The 18,832-nt window shown below is 36.0% G+C and carries 17 protein-coding genes; all 17 read left to right on the forward strand.

Annotated features, from left to right (window positions below; translation table 11 throughout):
* Positions 1 to 386: 386 nt before the first annotated feature.
* On the forward strand, positions 387 to 2,261 hold the full coding sequence (locus tag ACQRBH_RS10800; RefSeq protein WP_427761752.1) for a polysaccharide biosynthesis protein: 1,875 nt from the start codon (positions 387 to 389) through the stop codon (positions 2,259 to 2,261).
* Positions 2,262 to 2,336: 75 nt separating this feature from the next.
* On the forward strand, positions 2,337 to 4,022 hold the full coding sequence (locus ACQRBH_RS10805; RefSeq protein ID WP_427761655.1) for a sugar transferase: 1,686 nt from the start codon (positions 2,337 to 2,339) through the stop codon (positions 4,020 to 4,022).
* A complete protein-coding gene (locus tag ACQRBH_RS10810; protein ID WP_427761656.1) occupies positions 4,004 to 5,101 on the forward strand; it encodes an EpsG family protein in 1,098 nt (365 codons plus the stop codon). Before ACQRBH_RS10805 ends, ACQRBH_RS10810 begins: the two co-directional genes overlap by 19 nt.
* Positions 5,086 to 5,925: a glycosyltransferase gene (locus ACQRBH_RS10815; protein WP_235234095.1), complete on the forward strand. Its 840-nt coding sequence runs from the start codon at positions 5,086 to 5,088 to the stop codon at positions 5,923 to 5,925. The genes ACQRBH_RS10810 and ACQRBH_RS10815 overlap by 16 nt, the downstream gene beginning before the upstream one ends.
* The gene (locus tag ACQRBH_RS10820; protein WP_427761657.1) at positions 5,922 to 6,623 is read left to right on the forward strand and encodes a glycosyltransferase family 32 protein; all 702 of its coding nucleotides are present in this window, start codon (positions 5,922 to 5,924) and stop codon (positions 6,621 to 6,623) included. Before ACQRBH_RS10815 ends, ACQRBH_RS10820 begins: the two co-directional genes overlap by 4 nt.
* Positions 6,623 to 7,816 carry a glycosyltransferase gene (locus tag ACQRBH_RS10825; protein WP_427761659.1) on the forward strand — a complete coding sequence of 398 codons (1,194 nt, stop codon included), beginning with the start codon at positions 6,623 to 6,625 and terminating at the stop codon, positions 7,814 to 7,816. The genes ACQRBH_RS10820 and ACQRBH_RS10825 overlap by 1 nt, the downstream gene beginning before the upstream one ends.
* A gap of 50 nt (positions 7,817 to 7,866) precedes the next feature.
* Complete coding sequence (locus ACQRBH_RS10830; RefSeq protein WP_427761661.1) at positions 7,867 to 8,745, forward strand: carbohydrate deacetylase; 879 nt, start codon at positions 7,867 to 7,869, stop codon at positions 8,743 to 8,745.
* Positions 8,729 to 9,850: a polysaccharide pyruvyl transferase family protein gene (locus ACQRBH_RS10835; RefSeq protein WP_427761662.1), complete on the forward strand. Its 1,122-nt coding sequence runs from the start codon at positions 8,729 to 8,731 to the stop codon at positions 9,848 to 9,850. Before ACQRBH_RS10830 ends, ACQRBH_RS10835 begins: the two co-directional genes overlap by 17 nt.
* Positions 9,837 to 10,853: a glycosyltransferase family 2 protein gene (locus tag ACQRBH_RS10840; RefSeq protein ID WP_427761664.1), complete on the forward strand. Its 1,017-nt coding sequence runs from the start codon at positions 9,837 to 9,839 to the stop codon at positions 10,851 to 10,853. Before ACQRBH_RS10835 ends, ACQRBH_RS10840 begins: the two co-directional genes overlap by 14 nt.
* Complete coding sequence (locus tag ACQRBH_RS10845) at positions 10,850 to 11,842, forward strand: glycosyltransferase family 2 protein (RefSeq protein ID WP_427761665.1); 993 nt, start codon at positions 10,850 to 10,852, stop codon at positions 11,840 to 11,842. The genes ACQRBH_RS10840 and ACQRBH_RS10845 overlap by 4 nt, the downstream gene beginning before the upstream one ends.
* Before the next feature lie 20 nt (positions 11,843 to 11,862).
* On the forward strand, positions 11,863 to 12,831 hold the full coding sequence (locus ACQRBH_RS10850; RefSeq protein ID WP_427761667.1) for a glycosyltransferase family 2 protein: 969 nt from the start codon (positions 11,863 to 11,865) through the stop codon (positions 12,829 to 12,831).
* Positions 12,832 to 12,846: 15 nt separating this feature from the next.
* Entirely contained in the window at positions 12,847 to 13,998 is a 1,152-nt protein-coding gene (locus tag ACQRBH_RS10855) for a glycosyltransferase WbsX family protein (RefSeq protein ID WP_427761669.1), read from the forward strand.
* A gap of 11 nt (positions 13,999 to 14,009) precedes the next feature.
* A complete protein-coding gene (locus ACQRBH_RS10860) occupies positions 14,010 to 15,239 on the forward strand; it encodes a Coenzyme F420 hydrogenase/dehydrogenase, beta subunit C-terminal domain (protein ID WP_427761671.1) in 1,230 nt (409 codons plus the stop codon).
* A gap of 2 nt (positions 15,240 to 15,241) precedes the next feature.
* Positions 15,242 to 16,078: an ABC transporter permease gene (locus ACQRBH_RS10865; RefSeq protein WP_427761673.1), complete on the forward strand. Its 837-nt coding sequence runs from the start codon at positions 15,242 to 15,244 to the stop codon at positions 16,076 to 16,078.
* A gap of 10 nt (positions 16,079 to 16,088) precedes the next feature.
* A complete protein-coding gene (locus tag ACQRBH_RS10870) occupies positions 16,089 to 17,375 on the forward strand; it encodes an ABC transporter ATP-binding protein (protein WP_427761675.1) in 1,287 nt (428 codons plus the stop codon).
* A 29-nt stretch (positions 17,376 to 17,404) separates the two neighbouring features.
* Positions 17,405 to 18,565, forward strand: coding sequence for a Stealth CR1 domain-containing protein (locus ACQRBH_RS10875; RefSeq protein ID WP_427761676.1), 1,161 nt, complete (start codon positions 17,405 to 17,407; stop codon positions 18,563 to 18,565).
* Positions 18,549 to 18,716 carry a glycosyltransferase family 2 protein gene (locus ACQRBH_RS10880; protein ID WP_427761678.1) on the forward strand — a complete coding sequence of 56 codons (168 nt, stop codon included), beginning with the start codon at positions 18,549 to 18,551 and terminating at the stop codon, positions 18,714 to 18,716. The genes ACQRBH_RS10875 and ACQRBH_RS10880 overlap by 17 nt, the downstream gene beginning before the upstream one ends.
* Positions 18,717 to 18,832: the final 116 nt, after the last annotated feature.

The following is an 18,832-nucleotide window of genomic DNA, read 5'->3' on the forward strand; positions in this document are numbered from 1 at the left end:
CTACCAGGGCGATACCGTAATCGGCCCATGCGGTGTAGTGAACACCTTTCTGGATTGCCAGGCAGCATACAGCAGCTAAAACTGCGAGAACACCTCTTCTTTTTATAGATTCTCCCATATGTAGGCATTATTGGTGTATCATCTTGATATCTCAGATACCTTAGAGACACCAAAATGTGCCTCTATTATTCGATAAGAATGTTAGGGGAAAATGCACAATAGAGTTAAACCTTCGGTAAATCGTGCTATAAGTTGTAGACTTTGAATGAGAAAAATGCAATAATATATGTAAGAATCGTCACTTTCTAAGTGTAGAAAAATGTGGTATAATATGAAATTACAATGTAAGAGTGAAATAGATTGGATAGAGTGAAACACAGGTGAATATGAAAGAAATGAATTATAAGTTATTGATACGGCGGACGTGTTTGATATTATTGGATGCTGTATGTATATTACTGTCATCTTTTTTCGCGTTGGCTACAAGATTTGAGTTTATTATCTATCAGATTCCCCCAGAACATCTGGAAGCACTGTGGAAGTATGAACCATGGTTCGTACTGACAACACTAATTATATTTGCATTATTTAAGATCTACAGTAGCCTGTGGGAATATGCAGGACCTCAGGAGATATTTAGTATAATATGGGCTTGTATTGTATCTGGCGTATTAGAGATAGGGATTGTTCTGTTAAGTAGTGGTTTTCTCCCGCGGAGTTATTATCTGCTAAGGACCATGTATCTGATTGCATTCGTGGTTGGAACCCGGTTCTCTTATCGAATGATCCGGCTTAAGAAGCAGAATCGCCATCTTCCATGGAGGCAGCAGAGAAGAGTTATGATTGTCGGGGCTGGAGAGGCCGGAAGATCGGTCATCGGCGAGATCCAGAACAGTAAGTATCTGAATCAGAAGATATGCTGTATTATCGATGACGATCCTGGAAAAGTTGGCAAATACATACGCGGTATTAAGATTGCGGGAGACCGCCATAGTATAAAAAAATGTGTACGAAAATATAATATACAGCAGATCATTATCACGATACCATCGGCATCGGCTGTTCAACTGCGCCCAATTCTGGATATCTGTAAGGAGACAGACTGTGAACTGAAGATCATGCCGGGAGTGTACCAGCTCGTGAATGGTGAGGTCAGTGTCAGTAAGCTGCGTCCGGTTAGTATCGAAGAACTATTGGGAAGAGAAGAGATTCGGGTCGATCTGGATGAGATCATGGGATATGTGTCACAAAAAGTGATCATGGTCACCGGTGGAGGAGGTTCCATCGGAAGTGAATTGTGCCGCCAGATTGCTGCTCATAATCCGAAGCAATTAATTATCTTCGATATCTATGAAAATAATGCCTATAGCATTCAACAGGAATTAAAGAAAAATTATCCGGAACTGAATCTGGTGGTCTTAATTGGATCGATTCGAGACGAAAAGCGCCTGAACGCCGTCATCGGAACCTACAGACCACAGATTATCTACCATGCAGCGGCACATAAGCACGTCCCGCTTATGGAAGACAGCCCGAACGAATCTATCAAGAATAATGTGATGGGAACTTATAAGTTGGCAAATGTGGCGAATCAATATAAGGTAGAGAGGTTTATCCAGATCTCTACGGATAAAGCGGTGAATCCGACCAATATTATGGGAGCATCGAAGAGAATCTGTGAGATGATCATCCAGATGTTCGACAGATATTCCAAGACCGAATTCGTGGCAGTACGATTCGGAAATGTTCTTGGCAGCAATGGAAGTGTGATTCCGCTGTTCAAGAAGCAGATAGCTGAAGGTGGTCCTGTGACAGTAACGCATCCAGACATTATCCGGTACTTTATGACGATTCCAGAAGCAGTGTCCCTGGTGCTGCAGGCAGGAGCTTATGCAAAAGGCGGGGAGATCTTCGTGCTGGATATGGGAGAGCCGGTAAGAATTCTGGATCTTGCCAAGAATATGATCCGTCTGTCCGGGCTTACATTAGGCCGGGATATTGAGATTGTGTATACGGGACTTCGTCAGGGAGAAAAGCTGTATGAAGAACTCTTGATGGACGAAGAAGGCATGCAAGAGACCAGGAATAAGATGATATATATAGGAAAACCTATTGAATTCGACGAAGAGAAGTTGTGCAGTACTTTGAAAGAGATGGCAGAAGAGACGGATGAACAGAAGATGCGAGAGCTTGTCAAAGAGATTGTTCCGACATACACGCTTCCGGAAGAATGGGAAAAAGACGTGGAGGCCTTAGCTTAGAGCGAAAGGTCTTTTGTCGTTTGTAGATATGGTTGTGCATATAGAATCAAAAAGACAGAAAGGTTATCTAAGAGAATGAAATATATATCTTTCAAATCCAAGATAGATACTGTGATTGCAGGAGCCAGTATGTTCATGCTGTCACCGCTGTTTCTTGGAATTATTGTAGCGATTAAGATAGAAGATGGTATCACAGCACCGGTATTCTTCAGTCAGAAACGTATCGGGATACATAAGAAGCATTTTCAGTTGTATAAGTTTCGCAGTATGAAGCTGGATACGCCCCATGATATGCCGACACATCTGCTTCGTAATCCAGATCAGTATATCACGAAGGTAGGAAGATTCCTTCGTAAGACTTCTCTGGATGAATTGCCGCAGCTTTGGAATATCTTTCGCGGCGATATGGCTCTGATTGGCCCCAGACCTGCGCTGTGGAATCAGGATGATCTCATTGCGGAGAGAGACAGATACGGAGCAAATGATGTGAAGCCAGGACTTACCGGCTGGGCGCAGATCCACGGTCGAGATGAGCTGGAGATTCCAGAAAAGGCAAAACTGGATGGTCATTATGTGTCACATATGGGACCAATGATCGATATCAAGTGCTTCCTGGGAACATTTCTGGCAGTTTCCCGCAGCGAAGGGGTGGTAGAAGGTGGAACGGGCTCCCTTAAAAAAAAGAAGAAGATCCTGATTGTGACCAACCATTCATATATGCTATGGCAGTTCCGAAGAGAATTGATCCAGCGACTCATGGAAGATGCAGAGGTTATCATCAGCACTCCATTCGTAGGACATGAGCAAGACTTCGCGGCGATGGGATGCCGCATGTTGAAAACGGACGTAGACCGTCGAGGGATTAATCCGGTAACTGACTTCCGTTTATACCATACATATGTTAAAATATTAAAAACAGAGCGGCCGGATATGGTCATCACTTATTCCATTAAGCCGAATATCTATGCAGGATTTGCCTGCAGGATGCAGAAGATTCCTTACTGTGTGAATGTCCAGGGATTGGGAACCGCATTTCAGAAGAAGGGGCTGGCGAAGATTGTGACAGTCATGTACCGGACGGCTTTAAAAAAAGCGAAGACGGTGTACTTTGAAAATGCAGAGAACGCGAAGCTCTTCCGGGAGAAGAAGATCACACCGGCATGGCAGCAGACCATCCTTCCCGGAGCCGGAGTCAATCTGGAATCCTATAGTTATCAGGAATATCCGAATAACGACAAGGTTCGCTTCTTATATCTGGGCCGCATCATGAAAGAAAAAGGCATGGACGAACTCTTCTGGGCGGTACAAGAACTTCGGAAAGAGTGTGCCGGTCAGTTTGTACTGGATCTGGTGGGATTCTTCGAAGATGAATATAAGGAACAAGTAGAAAAATTGACCCAGGATGGAATCGCAGTCTTCCACGGATTCCAGGAGAATCCAAGACCATATTATGAGAAGGCAGACTGCGTGGTGCTCCCAAGTTATCACGAAGGAATGTCCAATGTCCTTCTGGAAGCAGCAGCTATCGGAAGACCTCTGATTACCAGCGATATCCCGGGGTGCAGAGAAGCAGTAAAACAAGGCATCAGCGGTCTCTTATGTCCGGTCAAAGACAGGAACGCACTTCTGCATACAATGGAAGACTTCCTGAAACTTTCCAAAGAAGAAAGAGAAGTCATGGGAAGGGCCGGAAGAAAATATATGGAAGAGCAATATGATAAAGAAAAGGTAGTAAAAAAGACATGTCGAACTATTATCTGATATTAGTGTGGGTGGCGGTAGCCTGGATGATCGGGCTGTGCACCAAAGTGCAGAGAACAGAATATGTGTGTGGAGAAAAAGTACAAAGGTATTATCCACTGTGGGCATTCCTGATCTATCTGCCTTTGGTGATCTGGAGTGGATTCCGTGGTTACGTGGGAGATACAGGAGCCTATATGAAGATGTTTCAAGAAATCCCAAGTGGCTTAAGAAATATCCCTTCTTATATAGATACAATAGAAAAGGATAAAGGATTCTACCTCTTCTCTGCAGTCATTAAGGATCTGATCAGTGATAATGTAAATGTATATTTTATAATTCTGGCCCTGATTCAGGTGGTATTACTGATAAAAGTATATCGAAAATATTCATCCAATTATATCGTCACTTTTTTTCTGTTCGTTGCATCGACAGACTATATCTCATGGATGTTCAACGGAATCCGGCAGTTTACGGCGGTGACCATAACATTCTTTGCATTTGAGTATATTTTGAAAAAGAAATATGTACCGGCGGTGCTGATCGTATTATTTGCGGCATTGTTTCATGGAAGTGCGCTCCTGGTATTGCCGTTTATATTCATTGCTCAGGGACAAGCGTGGAATAAGAAGACAATATTATTTATCATAGCGGTTATTGTAGCAGTAATATTTATTGGAGAGTTTACAGATATTCTGGATACTCTTCTGGCGGAGACACAGTACAAGAATGTCGTGTCTGACTGGCAGGAGTGGCAAGATGATGGAACGAATATTATCCGAGTTCTGGTATATGCAATTCCATCTATTCTGTCTCTGGTAGGATTACGCTTTATTAAATATGCAGATGATCCAGTGATCAATCTGTGTACAAATATGTCAATTGCTTCGGTGGGATTCTATGTTGTGTCTATGTTTACCAGTGGAATCTTTATTGGAAGACTGCCGATTTATTTTTCTCTGTATAGTTATATCTTGCTGCCGTGGGAGATTGAGCATATGTTTAGTGAGAAATCTGTAAAAATAATATATTTGTTTATGCTGTTTGCTTATTTTGTATTTTATTTTTATCAGGTGAAGTTGACATGGAGGTTGGTATAGATATGGTGAAATCTGTAAAAATCTCTGTGATTATGGGAATTTATAATTGTGAGACTACCTTAGAGGCTGCAATTGTGTCCATTTTGGAACAAACAGTAGCAGATTGGGAATTAATCTTATGTGATGACGGTTCTACAGACAGGACATATGACATTGCACGGCGTTATCAAGAAGCATACCCAGAAAAAATAATTTTATTAAAAAATCAAACAAATCAAGGACTGAATTATACATTAAATAAATGTTTGAAAAATTCAAAAGGTGAATATATAGCTAGAATGGATGGAGATGATCTCTGCGCTCCCAATCGATTTGAAAAAGAGTTAGAAATCCTTGAGAGGGAGTCAGATATCTCCATTGTAAGTACGGATATGGAATTCTTTGATGAAACTGGAAGATGGGGGAGAATTAGTCATCCGCAATATCCAACGAAACGAGATTTTGTGCATGGATCCCCCTTTTGTCACGCACCTTGCATGGTAAGAAGGGAAGCTTATATGAAAGTCGGCGGATATTCGGAAAAATCATGGACACTTCGGGTAGAGGATTATCATCTCTGGGTGAGAATGTATGCTGCCGGATATAAAGGAAAGAATATCCACCTCCCGCTGTATCAGATGAGGGATGACAGAAATGCTTATGCAAGACGTAAATTTAAATTCAGGTTAAACGAAGCAGCCGTTAAGTTATATCTGGTAAAAGCATTACAATTGCCACTGTGGATGATTGTCTATGCATTACGACCAATTCTTGTGGGAATGTTACCAATAAAGCTCTACGATATGTTGCATAAAAAGAGATTAGATAAAGGGATAGAGATATGATTCCAAAAAAAATCCATTATTGTTGGTTTGGAGGTAATGAAAAACCAGAAAAAGCGAAAAAGTGTATCGCCAGCTGGAAAAAATATTGCCCAGATTTTGAAATAATAGAATGGAATGAAACAAATTTTGATGTAAATCAAAATGGATATACTAAGATGTGTATTGAAGAAAAAAAATATGCATTCCTTAGTGATTATGCCAGATTAGTGATTGTTGAAGAATATGGAGGAATTTATTTTGATACAGATGTAGAGGTAATCAGGAATATAGATGACCTTTTAGAAAATGAAGCCTTCTTTGGGTTTGAAAATGATGAGTATATCAATACAGGAGTTGGATTTGGAGCGGTTGCTCATCATAAATTAGTGCAGGTGTTAAAAAGAGCGTATGACTGTTTTCTAGATGGAACAAAAGGAACAGTGACGTGTCCCACTCTGAACACGCAGGCACTTGTGTCAGTGGGGCTTGTGAAAGATGGAAAACGTCAGAATCTATCAGGGGCAGAAATATATCCGGTAGAGTATTTCAATCCTTATGATGATACAACAGGAAAGCTGCGAAAGACAAAGAATACCTATTCCGTTCATTGGTATGCAAAAAGCTGGCTGGATAGAAAATCAATTATAAGAAGTAAAATAACACAGCCATTTCACAGAGTATTTGGAGTGGACTGTTTTGAGTGGTTGAAGAGAAAGTAATGAAAAAGATATTGATATTTTCCCATGCATTAGAGCTTGGGGGTGCAGAGAGGGCTCTGTTGGGTTTGTTAAATAGTTTGGATTATGAAAAGTATGAGATAGATCTTTTTCTGATGCGACACCAGGGTGAATTGCTCAGGTTTCTTCCAAAACAAGTGCATTTATTGCCTGAAATAGGAGCATATACCTGTCTGGCAGTACCGATAGCAGATGTGATAAAAAAGAAAAGAGCAGATGTATTGCTTGGACGTATAAATGGAAAAAGAAATGCCCAAAAGTTTATTCGACAGAATTCCCTTCCAGTGGATAATGGTGTGGAATTGGAGTATAGCCATAAATATACACGCAAATATATGCCGAAAATAAATGAGAAAGATTATGATCTTGCAATCAGTTTTCTGACACCGCATTATTTTGTTACTGAAAAAGTAAATGCCAGTAAAAAAATTGCATGGATTCATACAGATTATTCGAATATTGAGATAGATGAAGAGTCCGAATTAAAAATGTGGGATGCTTATGATCATATTGTGTCAATATCAGATGCATGTACCAGAGGGTTCTGCTGTAAATTTCCTGGCTTAGAAGACAAAATCATTCGCATAGACAATATCATTCCTGCAGAATTAATCAAAGAACAGGCAGATGCATTCGACGTGTCCGAAGAAATGCCGGAAGACGGAAGTATCAGGCTCTTATCCGTCGGAAGATTTTGCAATGCAAAAAACTTTGACAGCGTTCCGGATATTTGTAGTCGATTGATGAAGACGGGACTAAAGATCAAATGGTATTTGATTGGCTTTGGGCCGGATGAAACGCTGATTCGGGAAAAGATTCAAGAAGCAAACATGGAAGATCATGTGATCGTTCTTGGAAAGAAAATAAATCCATATCCGTATATGAAAGCATGTGATCTTTATGTACAGCCGTCCAGATATGAAGGAAATTGCGTCAGTGTACATGAAGCACAGGTGCTGGGAAAGTCTGTGGTTATTACGAATTATGCAACAGCAAAAAGTCAATTAAAGGATGGGGTAGATGGTATGATCGTTCCGATGGATCATGAAGAATGTGCAAAAGGAATTGCGAAAATTTTAAATGATTCTCAAAAGATGAAGGCCCTTTGTGAATATTGCGAGAAAAATAATTTTGTAAATAATAAAGAGGTTGAAAAATTATATGCAATATTGTGATGCGATAGATTTCACAAAAAAGGAAGAAAAGTGTTTTAAAGGAAAAAGTGATGAAATATTTAATAATTAATGCAGATGATTTTGGAATGTCACATGAGGCAAATAGAGCAATTTTAGAATTATTAAAAACAGGGAAAATTTCATCTACATCGTTAATGGCTAATGGAATATATTATGATGAAGCAGTACAGATGATTAGAGAAAATGATTTACAAGATATTGGTATACATTTGGCTGTTACGAGAGATGGATTTGATGCAGAAAATCCTTTACTCTATAGAAGTTTAACTCATGCGAAGACGCTGGAAGATGAGAATGGAAACTTATATCAAGACATAAATCAAATAAAAGCGCATGTAAAATATTCAGAACTTGTGCAGGAATGTGAAGAACAATATAAGAAAATCCTCAAGGATAATATAAATTTTACTCATATTGATAATCATATGTATACGGTAGTACCGGGTTTGCGCTTAAAAGGATATGTGGCAGTAGTGAAAGCTTATCAAAGAGTCAATGATAGAAGTGTTAGAGGAATACGCTTTGCAAGAAAAGTAAAACCAATTGATAATTTATTTGAAATTTGGACGGGAAGAAAAATTACTCCGATAATCAAAATATTATTAAAATGCACAAAATTAAAATTTGTAGATTATGTATATTCTTTTCCTTTTAATGCCACAAAAGTTCCGAACTTGGAAGATAAAAAGAAATGCTTTGAGAATTTTTTGGCTAATATTGAGGAGGGGATTACGGAGTTACATATACATCCGAGTATATATTCGGATGAGATTCATTTGTTTAATCCAACTTGGCAGCATCGAGTTCAGGAATATCAATTATTTAAAGAAATAGATTTAGAACAAACATTGAATAAATATGGTGTTACATTAAAAACATATGGAGAATTATGTGAAAAGAGTAATTAGAATGAAAATTAAAACGATTACATGTCATGATGTTTATAATGCAGGAGCAAGTCTGCAGGCATATGCATTGTCAGAATATCTCTTACAGCAGGGACATGATGTTGAAATTATAGATTATAAACCAGATTATCTCAGTAAGAGATATAATTTCAAAGCGATAGATAATCCGAAATATGAAAATTTTTTAATATTTAAGATTATTTATATAATTTTAAAATTTCCAAAGCGATTGTTGGAACATTCAGGAAAGAAAAAGTTTGATAAATTTCGAGAAGATTATTTGAGATTGACGGTGCGATATTGCAGTTTAGAAGAGTTAAAACAAAATCCGCCATTAGCAAATTTGTATATTGCGGGAAGTGATCAAATTTGGAATACACTTTTTCAGAACGGAAAAGATGGTGCTTTTTATCTGGCGTTTGCACCTAAGGGCACAAAAAAAGCTTCTTATGCAGCAAGCTTTTCTACAGAAACTATTGCACATGAATGGAAGAATAGGGTGAAAGACTGGTTAAGTGATTTTGATAACATATCTGTTCGTGAAAAAAGTGCTGTAAAGTTGTTAGATGACATAGGAATAAAAGGGCAAGTAGTACTGGATCCGGTATTCTTATTAACAGAAGAACAATGGAAAAAGATGATAAAAATCAAAAAACCGTCAAAAAAAATATTTGTATACGATTTTGACCGAAATAATTTTATGAAAGAAATTAGTCTTATAGCTAAAGAAAAATTAGAGGCAAAGATTATCAGTTTTTTTAAAGTAGACTATTCTGATGAGAATTTAAAATATCCAGGTCCATTAGAGTTTTTAGAAGTAATATATAATTCAGAATTGATTATTTCAAATTCTTTTCATGCCACAGTATTTTCATTGATTTTTCATAAAGAATTTTTTGTTGTTAAGCGGAATGAAAATATTAATCTTCGTATGATGGATTTGTTAAAACTGGTGGGTTTGGAAGATAGAATGATTTCAACAGAAAAAGAATTTGAATTAGTTGAACCTATTGATTGGGGAAAGGTGGATCAAGTTCTGAAGGAAGAACGAGATAAATCTATAGAATATTTGATGGAGATAACGAAAGAAAATGAAAACTCCTAGTGTTTCGATAATTATACCGATCTATAAAGTAGAAAAATATCTAAAACGTTGTGTGGAGAGCGTACTAGAACAGACACTTTCTGATTTGGAAATCATTTTAGTTAATGATGGTTCCCCAGATCAGTGCCCGAAGATTTGTGATGAATATGCAAAAGAAGATTCTAGAATAAAAGTTATTCATAAGTTAAATGGCGGACTGGCATCTGCAAGGAATGATGGAATGCACATTGCAACTGGAAAGTATATTTTCTTTTTAGATAGTGATGATTGGCTTGAAAAAGATGGTATGCAGACATTATATGAAACTGCTGAGAAGTATCAAGTCGATTTTGTCAGATATCGAGCTATTCGAAGTGGATGGCCAGGAATGGAAGAAAATGCTCCTTGCATGGTAGAAGAGATAAGAGAATTACAGGAAGGGTTATACGATAAAAAGAGAATTGTGAATGAAATATATCCTCGGCTGTTAGCAACCTCTCAACTGACAATGGGAGCAATTGTAGGAGCTTGGGGGTCATTATATAGAACAGATTTTTTGCGAGAGAATGACTTGAAATTTTATGAAGAAGTGATATTTAGTGAAGATTTGATTTTTAGTGCTAATGTAGTGCGTGCTGCAGAAAAGTTTTATTTTATTGATAGACCGGGTATATATCATTATTTCTATAATCCGGATTCCATCTCCAAATCTTTTCGAGAAGGCAGATGGGATTCCTGTAAAAGTCTGATTAAATATTGTGAAAGGGATTTTGCAGGTGATGAAACGTATGATTTTAAAAAGGAATTATATTACTTACGGTGGTTTTGCATTATGCTTGCTTTGAATGAGAGGAAATATCTGTCGAAGTATTCAGAAAGATATAGATACTGCAAAAAAATGTTGAATGATTCTGTTATTCGGTCAGTGCCACTAAAATTAGAGAAATTTGACGTATCCTGGAAACAAAAAATAATTATGATTTTAATAAAAGGAAAGGTAAGCAGTTTGATTGCGATGCTATGATAAAAGTAGATTTAAGTGTTATTGTTCCGGTATATAACGTAGAAGCAACCTTGGAAAATTGCATTGATTCTATTTTGAAACAGTCATTTTCAAGGTACGAACTTATTTTGATTGATGATGGTTCAACGGATGAAAGTGGGAAAATATGTGATTTATATTCTAAACGGGATAAAAGAATACATGTAATACACCAGCAAAATGGAGGAGTTTCAAGGGCAAGAAATACAGGACTTCAAGAAGTTCATGGTTCATATATAATGTTTGTAGATGCTGATGATATAATAAATCCTACATTTTTTGAAGAATATGTAACGACTATTAAAGAAACAAATTGTGACGTTATCATTGGAGGAATTTCGATAATAGAAGAAAATGGAGAAATAAATATTTGTAAACCGTTATTGGAAGGGATGCATGATAAAGATGTATGGGAGGCTATATGTCTGAAAACGGAACAATTCGGATATATTTGTAGTAAAATTTTTAGGGCAGATATTATAGAAAAAAATCACGTGCGTTTCAGAACGGATATGTATTCTCAGGAAGATCTGGAATTTTGTATATCTGTATATGAGTGTTGCGGTAGTTTTTGTTTTATTCCGAATGTAGATTATCAGTATTATCATGTTGCGGGGAAAAGAATACCTCCTATATGGGATTTTATTTCTAACCAGCTTAAACTGCTTTGTATTGCCGAAGAAAAAGTTGATTTGTCTGAAACGGCAAGAAATATGGTTAAAAATCGTATTTTGACATTATTGTTTTCGTTTTTTAATAATGAGAATTGTTGGCTTGATTTTCAGAATGCAATTATGAAATTGGAATCGATTAATGGTCTGCATCAATATCTGGAAAATGTTAAAATAGAAAATGAAATGTCAATGATTGCCTGGCTTTATACGAAAGGGTGGTATAAAATTATTTATGGCTATTTTCGCGGAAGGAATTTATTAAGACAAATATTGAAAAAGAAGATGCTTTTTGCATAATAATCTGAGAGGAATAATAAATGGATGTATCTATCATAATTGTTAATTATCGTTCGGCGCAGATGGTAATTGATTGTGTTCATTCGGTTTTTGATAATACAACTGGATTAAAATATGAAATTATAATTGTGGATAATGCGTCAGGGGATGACTCTGTAGAAAAATTGGAAGAGACTTTTGGCAGAAAGATAACAGTGATTTCGTCTCCTCAAAATCTTGGCTTTGGAAAGGCGAATAATCTGGGGGCAAAAAAAGCTGCCGGACAATATTTATTTCTTTTAAATCCAGATACGCTTATAATCGATAATTCTATTTTGCTGCTTTATAAATATATAAAAGATTGTAAGAAAATAGGAGTGGTGGGCGGTAATTTATATTCACCAGATATGAAGCCTTTGCCATCTTATTGTATGGAATTTGACGGATTAGATACAGAAAAAAAGAAAGCTTCTTGGAAGGAAATTATAAGGGCGAAAATCAGACAAAAACTGGATAATAAATTAAAAAAGGGAACAGTGCAGTTTAATCAAGAATTTAATTATTCTAATGAGCCTAAACAAGTAGCATATATTTTCGGTGCTGATATGATGATGAAAAAATCTTTATTTGAGGAATTACAAGGGTTTGATCCGGATTTTTTTATGTATTGTGAAGAAGAAGAACTTTCATGGAGAATTACCGAAAAAGGATATTCGATTATGAATCTACCAGAATCAAAAATTATCCATCTTGAGGGAGCAACATTAAAAAACAAAGATGAATTTAGTGAAAGACAATTTCGGATGAGAATGAATGGTACATTGACTTATTTTTGGAAACGATATGGTCTGGAAGGTGCAGAGCAGTTTTATAAATTACGTTCGCTACGATATGATAGACTTATAAAGATTGCAAAATGGCAGCGAAAACTTACAGACACTTTTGTTCCTATGGTACAAAAAAGATGTCTTGATGAGGTTTATCAAGAATTTATGGAGCAGCGAAAATAGGCTGCAGGAGGGTATATGGCAGAAGTATTTGATAATAAAGGGGTTAAGATTATTCCGTTTTATTTACCTCAGTTTCATACGATTCCGGAAAATGATGAATGGTGGGGAGAAGGTTTCACCGAGTGGACAAATGTTAAGAAAGCGGAACCACTTTTTGAGGGACATGATCAGCCGAGGATTCCTCTGAATCATAATTATTATAATTTGATGGATGATAATGTGAAGATCTGGCAAGCAAAGCTTGCGAAAGAATATGGGATCTTTGGCTTTTGTTATTATCATTATTGGTTCAAAGGCGGGAGACAATTGCTTGAAAAACCAGCAGAACAAATGCTGAAAAATAAAGAGATAGATATCCCGTTCTGCTTTTGTTGGGCTAATGAAAACTGGAGCAAGAACTGGGATGGCGGTAATCGGGAAGTTATCATGGAACAAGACTATGGAAGTCGGGAAGACTGGGAAAAGCATTTTCAGTATTTTGTGCAATTTTTTCGTGATGAGCGCTATATTACAGTACATGGAAAACCGCTGCTTATTATTTACAAGCCGGAACAGATCATAGATCTGCAGCAGATGGTGGCGTATTTCCGAAAACGGGCAAAGGAAGAAGGATTGCCGGGACTTTGCTGTGCGTTTCAATTTCCGATGTACTATGCAGATATGTATTATAGAAATGATATATTTGATTATCGTATCGGTTTTGAACCGGTATATTCAAGAAATGTAGAAAAACTAGGCCGTCCGGGGACTGCAAAAAAAGTAGAATTGCTTAGAAAGACTCTGGGTGAGAAAGCAGTATCTAACTATCGTAGGATCAGACAGAGTAAGTGTGGATCCAATTGGGGAAAACCACAGAATCTTTCGATGTTTTTTTACGATGAAACATGGGAAAAGATTCTAAATAATCAATGGACAAGGGAATTTCTTCCAGGAGCTTTTGTAGATTGGGATAATACCCCGAGAAATAAGCATGGAGTCATGTATGAAGGATTTTCTATTGAAAAATTTGGAGAATATATGAAGCGGCTTGTGAAGCGGGCAGAGGAAGAGAAGAAGCCAATGATTTTCATCAATGCATGGAATGAATGGGGAGAAGGAGCTTTTTTGGAGCCAGATGAAAAATATGGTTATCAGAAACTTGAAGCAATTAAAAAAGCATTAAAGTAGGTATAAAATAAATGCAAAGTATTGAGTTAATCAAAAGCGAAAAAGAGTGTTGTGGATGTGGTGCATGTTATCATAGCTGTCCTAAGAAAGCAATTTGTATGGTTGAAAATGCAGATGGATTCATATATCCTGAAATAAACGAAGCAGAATGTGTTGACTGCGGAAAATGCCTAAAAGTATGTAACTTTAAAGAAACTACATGGGAAAAATCTTTGGGAGAAACATATGCAGCATATGCAAAAGATACGGATTTGATACAATCTGCGTCTGGTGGATTATTCGCAAGCTTGGCACAATCGGTATTGGCACAAGGTGGTGTTGTATATGGATGTGCAATGCTTTACGATGGAGAAAAATTAATACCAAAGCATATTTGTGTCACAGAACAAAGGGATTTGTTAAAGCTTAAAGGATCTAAATATGTTCAGAGTGAGTTGGGCAATATCTATGTAGATGTAAAAGAAAAACTTCATGAGAATATAAGTGTGTTGTTTAGCGGAACACCTTGCCAAATTATGGGGCTAAAAGGATACCTTCAAAAAGAGTATGAAAACTTATATACAGTAGAGGTGGTTTGTCATGGAGTGCCTAGTATACAAATGTTTCATGATTATTTAGCATTTGTAGAACAAAGGGAAAAGAAAAAAATAATCGAATTTAAATTCCGTGACAAGAGTCAAGGTTGGAAGTTATATGGAAAGATAGTTTTACAAGATGAGTATGGAGCTCAAACTGAGAAATATTTTGAACCAGAAGAGTCTTCATATTACCAGATGTTTTTAAATTCCTATACATATAGAGAAAACTGTTATAGCTGTCCATTTGCTTCTGAGTATCGTCAAGGGGATATTACCATAGGAGATTATTGGTGTATTGATCTTATACATCCGGAATATTTAATTGAAAATGGTGGAGAAATTGATGAAAGAAAGGGTGCTTCTTGTCTTATTATGAACAATCAACAAGGAAAACAGTTGGTAGAAAAGTATGGACAAGGTATAATGATGTGGGAGTCTACTTATGAGCAGGCTTCTAAATATAATGCACAACTTAGAGAAGCATCCCATCTGAAAGATGAAAGAAATATTGTTTTGGAATTGCAAAAGCAGGGATATGAACAAATCGAAAAGTGGTATCAGAAGAGACTTGCAAAAATTAGTTTTGCAAGAAAAATAAGAGCTATGATTCCCAAATGGTTTAAAGCGTTTGTAAGGGGAATTTTATTTAAAGAAAGGAATTAGTAATGCAAGAATGGACAACGGTTATTAAACCGAAAAATAGATTGTTGGACTTAAAATTAAAAGAGCTGTGGCAGTATCGGGATCTAATAATTATGTTTGTAAAACGTGATTTCAAAACAATGTATAAGCAAACGATTTTAGGACCGCTTTGGATTATTATTAATCCGATTTTAACAACTTTAATGCAAGTTTTGGTATTTGGGAATATTGCAAATATCTCTACAGATGGTATGCCTCAATTTCTGTTTTATATGGCAGGTAATACTATGTGGTTATATTTTTCGGGGTGTCTTACTAAAACATCAAACACCTTTACTGCAAATGCCGCTGTGTTTGGAAAAGTGTATTTTCCAAGACTTGTTACTCCAATTTCAATTGTAATATCAGGATTGATTTCATTTGGAGTGCAATATGTAATATTTTTGGCTGCAGTATTTTATTATACATTAAATGGAGTAATACAACCTAATGTAATGGTACTTCTTACACCGATTTTAGTATGTGAGTTGGCATTGTTAGGTATGGGATGTGGGATTATTATTTCTGCATTAACCACCAAGTATCGAGATTTAGCAGTACTTGTAACTTTCGGGGTTCAATTATGGATGTATGGTAGTGCGATTATTTTTCCTGTTTCTTCATTACCAGAAAAATGGGCAAGTTTGCTTATGCTGAACCCAGTAGTACCGATCGTTGAAGCATTTCGTTATGCATATACTGGGCATGGAACATTTTCAATTCCTTATCTAGGAATAAGTGGTTTGGTGACATTAATAATACTTTTTATTGGTATAGTAATATTTAATAAAGTGGAAAAAACATTTATGGATACAGTATAGGAGCAATATTATGGAAAATGAATTAGCATTAAAGGTGGATAATGTTAAAAAAAGATATCGATTGGGTGTCATTGGTGGCGGTACACTTCAAGGCGATATACAAAGTTGGTGGGCGAGAGTAAGAGGAAAAGAAGATCCAAATACAAAAATAGGTACAACTATTGATACTAAAAAAGGCTGTTTTATGGCCTTGAATGGTATTAGTTTTGAGGTGAAAAAAGGAGAACGTCTTGGAATCATTGGCGGAAATGGGGCAGGAAAATCTACTACGTTGAAAATTCTATCTCGTGTCACAGCACCTACAGAAGGAACGGTATATATTAATGGAAGAATTAGTAGTATGCTAGAGGTGGGAACAGGGTTTCATCCGGAATTGACAGGGAGAGAAAATATTTATCTTAACGGTGCTATTCTTGGAATGAGCAAAGAAGAAGTAGATAGAAAAATTGAAGATATTATTGAGTTTTCAGAATGTAGCCAATTTATTGATACGCCAGTAAAAAGATATTCTTCCGGAATGTATGTGAAATTGGCATTCTCTGTAGCAGCGCATTTAGATTCGGAAATATTGATAATGGATGAAGTATTGGCTGTTGGAGATATGAAATTTCAGCAAAAATGCTTGAAGAAAATGCAGGATGTGGCTGAAAATGAAGGGAGAACGATACTTTACGTTAGCCATAATATGAATACAATAAGGCAGCTATGTAATAGGTGTGTTGTATTGGATAGAGGCAGAATAGTTTTTGAGGGAGATGTGGAAGAAGCTATTAGTATATATATGAATTCAGAACGTAATGATTGTTTGTCTATGAATTTTACGAATTATAAAAGGCCTCAGTGGCTTATAAACCAGCGTCTTAAATTACTTCTTGCAGAATATATAGGAAAAGAGTCCATTGTATTTGAAGCGGACGAAATACTCAAGTTACATTTGCGTTGGATTAATCTTTTTGATGTCGAAGAGATCGGGTTGAGAATTGAGATTTGTACATTAGATGATATTGTCATAGCTACATATATAATGTATGATTTTTATTCTGGAAATCGAGATGATATTGTTGATTTGGTTCTCAAACTTGATGTATCTGGGTTTATGGAGTCAACATATAGAATGAAGTATACATTTTTTAATAAGGACGTTATGGGAAATAATCAAGATATTGATTTTGTAAGAGGTTTATGTTTTGAAAAATCAATGATGAATGCAGAGATTAAAATGAATTGGAATGTTAAAAACTGGGGACATATTCATTTGCCAAATCCACAAATTGTTTTGTTAAAAAACTATGAATAATTAAATTCTTATTGTATTTAGAGGTGGAAATGTTGACACTATTAAATAATTTTATTTATAAAGTTAATAAAAAAAGACTTTTGATAAAGGGGTATATAAAATCCCAAAAACATTATGCCGACAGATTTAGTAATGATCCTATTGATTTTGTTGTGACATGGGTTGATGGAACCGATTCCTCGTGGGAAAAACAAAAGCAATATTATGAAAGCAAACAGTTTTCGCAAGTTATAGATGATAATGGAGAAGAAAGGTATCGGAATTGGGATTTATTTAAATATTGGTTTAGAGCTGTTGAAAAATATGCCCCTTGGGTTCATAAAGTTTATTTAGTAACATGTGGTCATATTCCACAATGGCTAAATACAGAATCAGATAAGTTGGTTGTTGTGAATCATAAAGATTTTATTCCATCAGAATATCTTCCTACTTTTAGCAGCATACCAATTGAATTGAATATTCATAGGATATCTGGATTAAGTGAAAAGTTTGTTTATTTTAATGATGACGTGTTTTTGACAAAGCCGGTTTTGCCAAGCGATTTTTTTGTTAATGGAATGCCAAAATATTGCGGGATTGCCTATCCTCTTAAAAATCATAGAGAAAATGATTCATTTCAGCATCAATTGTTTAGTGTTTTGGGGATTGTAAATGATTTTTTTTCTTCAAAAATAAGTGGCATTATCAAGAATAATCCTGAAAAATGGTTTTCTAGAGAATATGGAAAAGCTTTAAAATATAATATGATTGCATATGAAGAATCATATATTCAAGGAATGTATTTTTCTCATTTGGGATGCCCGTTTAGAAAAAAAACATTTGAAAAAGTGTGGAATACGATCCCTGATGAGTTGAATAAAACTAGTATGCACCGTTTTCGAATGCCAACAGACATTATGCATCAGGTATTTTCAATTTGGGATATTTTGGATGGATATTTTTATCCGGTTTCTGCTGATTATTATGGTGCTGTATTTGCTTCGTTAGAAAGTCAGATAGATGATATCTCAAGGGCAGTTTTGGAAAAAGAATACAGGATGATTTGTATTAATGATTCGAGGAATATAAAGCAAGCGGATTTTGAGATATTAAAAACCAGAATATCTAATATTATGCAATGTGCATTTCCAAAAAAATCAGCATTCGAAATATTTAATGAAGAAGGAGAGGAACATGTCACCCAAAATTAGTATAATTGTTCCTGTATATAATGTAGAGGATTATATATGTCGTTGCATCGACAGTGTATTAAAACAGTCTTTTCAAGAAATTGAATTGATTCTGGTTGACGATGGAAGTCCAGATAAACTTGCCCAAGTTGAAATACAAAAGTATTTTTAAAACATGGATTGCAGCAAAATGATAAAATGCAGATTTTAGAGAATGGAATAAAAATTTTACCGTCAATTTATATGTGTCCTATTGATTATAATACTGGAAAATATCGACATTCACTG

Source organism: Bariatricus sp. SGI.161, assembly GCF_050313695.1.
In the GTDB taxonomy this organism is placed as follows: Bacteria; Bacillota; Clostridia; order Lachnospirales; family Lachnospiraceae; genus JAFBIX01.